The sequence below is a fragment of the Oleiphilus sp. HI0043 genome, assembly GCF_001634935.1.
The window spans coordinates 1-640 of the sequence record NZ_LWEY01000661.1 but is presented as its reverse complement, the minus strand read 5'-3'; the positions used below and the strand labels follow the sequence as shown (position 1 = coordinate 640).

The 640-nt window shown below is 38.9% G+C and carries 1 protein-coding gene; it reads right to left on the bottom strand.

Annotated features, from left to right (window positions below; all coding sequences use genetic code 11):
• Window positions 1-114: 114 nt before the first annotated feature.
• Window positions 115-585: a GFA family protein gene (locus A3729_RS07900; RefSeq protein ID WP_068507378.1), complete on the bottom strand. Its 471-nt coding sequence runs from the start codon at window positions 583-585 to the stop codon at window positions 115-117.
• Between the last annotated feature and the right edge of the window lie 55 nt (window positions 586-640).

Genomic DNA, 640 nt, shown 5'->3' with positions numbered 1-640 from the left:
AAATGCAAAGCAATAATATAAGATAATATTTGAGTATGCTCGAAATAAGCCTTTATAACGATAGAACTAGTGTCTTATATTAAAGCATAAGAATTACTAGAGTGCTCAGTTAACCTAATGTTGTATTAATCCCTTAAGTACAGATTGGCTCACCGCCAGTTCGCTTTTCCAGTATCCGCTAAACTTCGGTAAATTGTCGTCTATTTCTTCACTTCTGCTGTGATAAAAAATATGCCCTTGAGCTGCTGGTAGTGCGCCAGGGTCTTCAAAACGGTCAATGGGAATAAAGGCCAGTTTTAAAAAAGGCGCAAGCCTCAAAAAGCCAACTAATGGAGATTGGCAGTTTTGGCATATACCTCTAGTTAGAGCAGGAGGACGACGATATTTTGCAAACAATAGTTGATCAGATTTGTTTAGCTCAACATTTTTTGCATTGACTACGACAAATTCTGCATAAGGCTTGTTATAGATCTCTTGGCAAATAGTGCAATGGCATTTAAAGCGAGAAAAAGGTTGGGCTCTGACGGTGATTTTCGATGTGGTGCATGAACAGCTAGCGGACTGATGGAAGCTCTGTGATGTCATAAAATTTAGCCTGTTAGCTTTTGTTATTGTTAAGGGCAACGCTATCTCGGACTAT